This window comes from Catellatospora sichuanensis, from assembly GCF_007483665.1.
Lineage (GTDB): Bacteria > Actinomycetota > Actinomycetes > Mycobacteriales > Micromonosporaceae > Catellatospora > Catellatospora sichuanensis.
The window spans coordinates 35,604-42,161 of record NZ_ML660195.1 but is presented as its reverse complement, the minus strand read 5'-3'; the positions used below and the strand labels follow the sequence as shown (position 1 = coordinate 42,161).

5 protein-coding genes are annotated in these 6,558 nt (G+C 69.0%); 4 read left to right on the top strand and 1 reads right to left on the bottom strand.

The annotated features are described in order from the left end of the window. Positions 1 to 750 precede the first annotated feature (750 nt). A complete protein-coding gene (tnpB, locus tag FLL47_RS14745; protein ID WP_144121093.1) occupies positions 751 to 2,193 on the top strand; it encodes an IS607 family element RNA-guided endonuclease TnpB in 1,443 nt (480 codons plus the stop codon). 54 nt (positions 2,194 to 2,247) lie between these two features. Here tnpB and FLL47_RS14740 read toward each other — a convergent pair whose 3' ends face one another. Continuing rightward, positions 2,248 to 3,201, bottom strand: coding sequence for an ADP-ribosylglycohydrolase family protein (locus tag FLL47_RS14740; protein WP_186315740.1), 954 nt, complete (start codon positions 3,199 to 3,201; stop codon positions 2,248 to 2,250). Positions 3,202 to 3,615: 414 nt separating this feature from the next. On the opposite strand from FLL47_RS14740, the gene FLL47_RS14735 reads away from it, so the two are divergent. The 3 genes from FLL47_RS14735 to FLL47_RS14725 all read left to right on the top strand — a co-directional run bounded on the left by FLL47_RS14735 (position 3,616) and on the right by FLL47_RS14725 (position 6,439). Continuing rightward, entirely contained in the window at positions 3,616 to 4,326 is a 711-nt protein-coding gene (locus FLL47_RS14735) for an STAS domain-containing protein (protein WP_246157929.1), read from the top strand. Between the two features lie 218 nt (positions 4,327 to 4,544). Continuing rightward, on the top strand, positions 4,545 to 5,102 hold the full coding sequence (locus FLL47_RS14730; protein WP_144121090.1) for a hypothetical protein: 558 nt from the start codon (positions 4,545 to 4,547) through the stop codon (positions 5,100 to 5,102). Further along, positions 5,048 to 6,439, top strand: a complete 1,392-nt coding sequence (locus FLL47_RS14725) for a hypothetical protein (RefSeq protein WP_144121089.1) — start codon at positions 5,048 to 5,050, stop codon at positions 6,437 to 6,439. The genes FLL47_RS14730 and FLL47_RS14725 overlap by 55 nt, the downstream gene beginning before the upstream one ends. Positions 6,440 to 6,558 lie beyond the last annotated feature (119 nt).

Below are 6,558 nucleotides of genomic sequence, written 5' to 3'. Positions count from 1 at the left end.
ATTGGACCAGCGCCACAGCATCCTTACGGAACTGTTCGGTGTACTGCGAAGGGCGTGCCACCAGGACATCCTTCCTCCTGGCCATCCTGCCAGGGATCAGGGTGTCCGGCCCGAAGGTGGAAGCTCACCGACACAGTTGGCGGAGCCTGCGGAGTTCTGGCGGTCGTGCTGCCGTTGCAGACCGCAGCGGCGGCGGGCTTCCTGCAGCTCTCGACGCCGCCACCGTCGACAGCCGCAGCCGTGACCCGGCCGAGCCGCACCCGAAGGCACCCCCGCACGGCAACCGAGCCCGGCACCCGCCCCACGTCAAGCGCCGCACCCGCCAACACCCGGGGTTATGACTCGTGCTCCTAGCCAGCCGGTTACCCGTCGACCAGTCCAGCGGCCAGCGGCCGCAGCGTCCGCGGATTCGGCCTGTTGCCACCGGCCCGGCGGCCGCTCTTCCGGGCCAGTGCGATCACCTCGGCGGCTGTCCGCGAGCCGTCGTTCACGCCGTGGGGTTGCGAACTGCTCCCGTGTTTATCGACGAACATAGTCAAGTGTTGTCATGTGTGATGGCTGCTTGAGGCTTGGGGTGGTCGACGGTTGCGGGTTCGGTCGGTGAACGCGCTGATGTAGCGACATGTATTGTCGGTATGTGGTAGTTCGCCTGATGCCGGCCGGCCTTGAGGTTGTCGCCGTTTGGCGACCTGGCCTCCTCGGGCGGCCTTTGCTCGGTGGGTGGGTCGTTGCGTGCGGGAGCAGCCGGGCGTGAAGCGGTTCGAGCCTCGGGTTGGGTTTGTGGTACAGGCGTACCGGTTTGCTCTTGACCCGAACGCCGGTCAGCAGGCCGCGTTGCGCTCGCATTGCGGTGCCGCACGTGCCGCCTACAACTGGGCGGTCTCGTGGATAACGGCGTGCTGGTGGCAGCGCAGAGCCGAGCAGTCCTACGGTGTCGCCGAGGCGGATCTGACGCCGTGGCGGTCGTGGTCGCTGCCCGCGCTGCGTAAAGCATTCAACGAGATCAAGCACACCGACCCGAGATTCGCAGGCTGGTGGGCCGACAATTCGAAGGAGTCGTACAGCACCGGTCTGGCCAACGCGGCGGCCGCGTTCGACAACTACACCACATCCAAGCAGGGTGTCCGCAAGGGCAGGCCGGTGGGCATGCCTCGGCGCAAGTCCAAGCACCGGGCGCGGTTGTCGTGCCGGTTCACGACCGGGACGATGCGGGTCGAGCCCGACCGGCGGCATGTGACGCTGCCACGGCTGGGCACGATCCGTACCCACGAGAACACCCGCAAACTCGCCCGGCGTCTGGATGCCGGGACCGCCCGGATCCTGTCCGCGACGGTCAGCTTCGCCCGCGGGCGGTGGTTCGTGTCGTTGCAGGTCGAGGTCATGCGCCAGATGCGCAGCCCGGCCCGCCCGGACGTCGTCGTGGGCGTCGACCTCGGGGTGAGGCATCTGGCGGTCCTGGCCGACAGCACCGGGCAGATCACCTACGAGCCCAACCCCGCACACCTCGACGCCGCCCTGTCGAGGCTGCGTCGCCTGTCGCGGCGGGTGTCACGGCGTCAGGGACCCGACCGGCGCACCGGCCGCACACCATCCCGCCGGTGGGTCAAAGCCGACGCTGAACGCAACAGGGTCCATCACCGTGTCGCCGACCTGCGTACTGACGGGCTGCACAAACTCACCACCACGATCCGGGCCGAGCACGGCACGGTGGTGGTCGAGGATCTGAACGTGGCCGGGATGCTGCGCAACCGGCGACTGGCCCGCAGGATCGCCGACGCCGGGTTCGGGCAGATCCGGCGGCAGTTGACGTATAAAGGCGAATGGGCCGGCGGGGTCACCGTGGACGCCGACCGCTGGTTCCCCTCGTCCAAGACCTGCTCGGACTGCGGCGCAGTGAAAGCCAAGCTGCCGCTGCACGTCCGGGTGTTCACCTGCGACCAGTGCCCCCTCGTGATGGACCGCGACGCCAACGCCGCACGTAACCTCGCCGCCCTCGCGGCGGCTGTTCTGACTGGTACCGGAGTGGCCGGAGACCAGGACGCGCAAGCGTCGAACCCTCGTGGAGCCGACCGTAAGACCCGCACCACCACTCGACCGCGCACGCGGCTGGGTGGGCAGGCAGGTGGCGCAACCCCGCACCAGCGGACAGAAACGAGAGATCTTCGTCAAACCGAAGCAGTCACGCTTCGGTGATGGCAAGAACCTTCCCGTCCGAAAGGCCGGGATTGCTGATATCCGACTATGGAATCAGCAACGGTACGCCGCCGACAGTGCTCGAGCTGCCCGCCGTGCACGCTCGTCGTCGCCAGGAGTACGCCACGACCGCGGTGTCAGCAGCTGCGGGGACCTCGCACCGGCCAGCGCCGCGGTGATCATCGGGATGGCGCGGTTTGGCCCGGCCAGCTGCAGCGCGAACGCCAGCGCCGCGTCGGGTTGCTCCGGGTGGCGCAGGTAGGCCGTCAACGCCGCCGGGACAGTGCGCAGCGCGGTGTCGGCGTTGCCGACCGTACCGACGACCTCGGCCGGGCCGGCCCGGTGGCGCAACAGCGCTCGGACGATGTTCAGGCAGCTGCGAAGTTCCGGGCAGCGCAACTGCCCGGCGACGATGTCGAGGAATTTGCCGGCGTCGAGGTGGCGGCTCGGCTGCCCGTAGGCGCTCAGGGCGACCGCTACGGCGACGGCGGCCGCGCCGTCCAAGGCCAGGGGGTGGGTGTGGGTGACCGCGGCGGCACGCCGGGCGGTGGCCGCGACGGCGCCGATACCTGCTTTGGGTACCAGCCCGGCGGCGATCGCCCTGAGTGCCGCGCCGTTGCCGAAGGAGCCCTGGCCTCCATACAGCATCGGCGCGGTCTGCGACCACGGCCGGCCGGCCCGCACGTCGGCCAGGACGCTGCCCGCGCCTTGGGCCGTGTCGTGGCCCGTCCAGGCGGCGGCGAGTTCGGCGGCCAGATCGTCCTCGTCGACCTGCCCGCCGTGGGCCGCCAGGTGTTCGGCCAGTACGAACGGCTGCCCGGTGCCTGGGGGCACGGCGATGGCTGCAGCCGGCAGCCGCAGCACCTTGTCGACCGCCTCCGGTTCCGGCAGGCGGGACGCGGCCAGCTGCACGGCGAAACGTTCAGCGCAAGCGGTCAGCAGCAGCGTCCGGCCGATGATGTCATGCCGTGAGGCGGTGACCAGCGTCGGCGGCGTTGTGGTGATCATCGGCGGTCCCTCCGGCCACGATACGACCGGGGCAGCATCACCGCTGCTCATAGCAACGATCCCGCGGTTTCATGACAGTCTCGTGACAGTCGGCGGTCAGCTGTCACGATGCTCGCGGACAGCGGGCCACCTCTTGACGACTGCAGTCGGTCCGCTGTGAGGCCCGGCCTCGACCGGGCCTCACAGCGGCGAGCCCGACTTCCTAACGGGATCAACAAGCTCAACCGGCAGCAGTCTCGGCAGTGATGGCCTCGTTCATGACAGTCGTGCAACGAAACCTGTCCAACCTGCGCCCGCTCGGCCCGGCGGGGGCAGAGACCGCCGTCCACAGCGCAGGACGCGGCGGCGCGCTCACTTCCCGACAGACTTGCTGAGCTGGTGTCCGCGTGCTGAGCCTGTCACGGCTTGCCCGCGGTGGCGCTGTCGGGCCAGTGGCTGCCTCGAGGCTCGTGGCGCAGCCGGCAGCGGCGCAACGCGTCGATGTCGTCCGGTGGCTGCGCGTTGTCATGTAACTGTCACGGCATTGCTGCGCGATCGCCGACATCGAGCAGCAAGCTCGCCGTTGACACCGTCCCGGGTCACGGCGGGTCGCATCGCGAGCAGTGTTCAGGTGCGATGCGCCTTCTGCTCGTCGACGGCCAGGTCCGTGAACGGGCAACTGCCCGCATGAGCTGGAGGACAGGGTTGACCGACCCGCTGACGGTGAGCACCTCGAGCCGGTGCTCCGGGACGGTTCTCACGGTCGCGGGACGCCTCGATGCGGGCACATCCGGCCATCTCGCGCGCAAGCTCGGGGACCTGCTCGGCCGTCGTCCCGGCCGGTTCGTCACCGTCGACCTGAGCGGCTTGGACTTCATCGGCGGTGCAGGCATAGGTGTGCTGTCGCTGTACCGCGCGGCGGCGATCCGTCTCGGTGTGATGCTGCGGATCGTCGATCCTCCGCCGCACATCCGTACGGTCATCCAGGCCTATGGCTGCGATCTGCTGATCGCCGCCGGCGGCAGGTCGGCGGGCGCCCCGCGGTCGCGGTCGGCGGATTGCCGTGATCGGCGCCTTCCTGTGCCGACGGTCCCAGCACGGTTGAGGCGGCACACGGTGGGGCGTTGTGCGCGGGCGCCATCGTGACACGCCGACATATGGGCACCCGGCGAGCAGCCACGTGCGGCAACGCACACCGGCGACGACACCCCTGTGTCGGATTGCCGCCATCAACCGCTGCGACATGTGGCCAGCTCGTTGCCGTCATTCATTATCCATTAAGGACGGCTGCTCAATGCGGCCAGACGTGTCGCGCGTGAATGACCGAGGGTGTCAGCCACCGCCCTACAGGCCCTGGAGGAATCGTGAGCTTTCGGCGCACCATCGCGACGACCCTTGCCACAGCCGCAGTCGTCGCCATGACAGCGGCATGTTCGCCAGGCGGTGACTTTTCCGAGTCGAACGCCGCGACCGGCGTGGTCGTACAGGGCCCCAACCGTGCCCGCAGTGGTGAGCTGAAGATCGAGCAAGCGGCAACGGCGCCGCCGATGCCCGCTGGCTTCACCCACCTCGGCCCGATCACCAAGATCACTGGCAAGCTCACCGATCACGTCACGATCACCATTCCCCTCCCGGCAGACTTCGACGCCCAGCAACTGGCGAACCTGCGGATCATGCGCCATGACGGCAAATCCTGGGGCGCGATACTCCCACAGCACGTCGACCTGCAGCAGCGGCTTGTCAAGACCACTACGAGCGAGTTCTCCCTGTGGGGCCTGAGCACCTGGGATGTCGAGCAGGCCGCCGCCGACTTCCTGGCGGCACACGCAACGTGCTCAGCAGCGGCGGCTGGTGGATCCTCGGCTCGGTGGGCAAGTTCGCGGTCAACCCGCCGATCACCGAATGCCGCTATCCCGCCCTGACGCTGCAGCTCGACACGTCCGCGTTCGTCGACGAAGCGATAGTGTGTCCCAAGTTCGTCGCCGAGGACAAGGAGCGGCACATCTACCGGCTGCACCTGAGCAACCTGCGCGGCTTCCCGGTGATGCTGCGCCTTCCCGCCGGCGTGACCCCACACACCGTGACCCCGCAGGCCGCCAACCCGATCTCGCAGCTGGTGACATATGTGGGCGCACGCCGCGGACTCGCCGTCCTTCCCGGCGGCGGCGAGCTCGTGCTCGCCGTGAACGCGCTCGATCTTGCGCGTGATGCCCGGATCTCCGGGGCGCTGGACTTGACTGGCGTCGTCCTGGACACCGGCGTGGCCATCATCCGGATGGTCACCGGATACGAGTGGAACGACAAGGTCATCGAGGCCATGGGCAGAGCGCAGGAGTTCGCCGACGCCGTGGCGTGCGTCATGGACCAGAGCGAGCGTATCGCCAAAAAGATCAGCACACTGACCGCCAGACAGCTGGCCGGGGAACTGTCGTACGCGGCCGCCGGGTGCATGTCGACCGAGCTGATCGTGCGCGCCGCCGAGGTGTACGCCAGGTTCAACTATCAGGCCTACAACGAGGACCAGTCGCTGCGCGAAGCCCTGCGGGCAGCCGTCAGCCGCGTCGTCGCGGTGATCGAGAACGCCCCGGCGCTCACGCAGATCGTGGCTACCATGCTCGCCGCGCGCAGCGGCAAGACGACCTTCGGCCTCGGCCTGACCCTGCAGGACCCGGCAATCGCCAACCTGTACAAGGCCCTGCCCACACCCGGCTCGGGCGGCTTCCGGCCGGGCCACGGCGCGTCTGCCGGCCCGGCCAACGGCGGGCAGCTCACGTTCGTCGGCACGCCGTGCATGGCTGACAACCAGCCGCAGCTGTGGGCGGCCTGGACGCAGGCAGCCGCCTACGCCAGGTACGACCGCGGCGGCGGCTACGGCACGTCGGTGCAGGTGGCCTACGTCCGGCCGGAGCACAAGGACGCTGTGCGGGCACTGTTCAACAACCTCGCCGGCGACACCGCCAGATGCGACCTGCGCAGGGACGGCAGCATCGTCGAGCTCGACAATCATGACGGCAAGCAGTACGGCAGCGTGACCGACTACCGGATCGGACGCGCCGGCTGGGACAACAGTGAGTACGTGCCCTATGGCGCGGCCGCGGTTTGGGACCCGACCAAAAACGTCGTCGTGCACGTCAGCGTCAGCGCCGACCCGTACTCGGGCAAAGACGTCGACGAAGTGAAGAACGAACTGGCAAAAGCGCTCGACTACGTCGTCGGCAAGCTGGACGTCTCGCTGGGAACCACCTACCTACCGGCATGACCGGCGGGCTTCGCGCCCGGGCGTCGGTCGCCCCGGCCGCGCACGGTCCCCGCCACCGTCGTGGGGGGCCCCGGGGGGCCCCCCCCGGGGGGGGGGGGCCCGGCCCCCGGCCAGGGACC

Coding starts and splice junctions, on each gene's coding strand:
- FLL47_RS14740 (WP_186315740.1), bottom strand. CDS start 3,201: ATGATCACCACAACGCCGCCGACGCTGGTCACCGCCTCACGGCATGAC.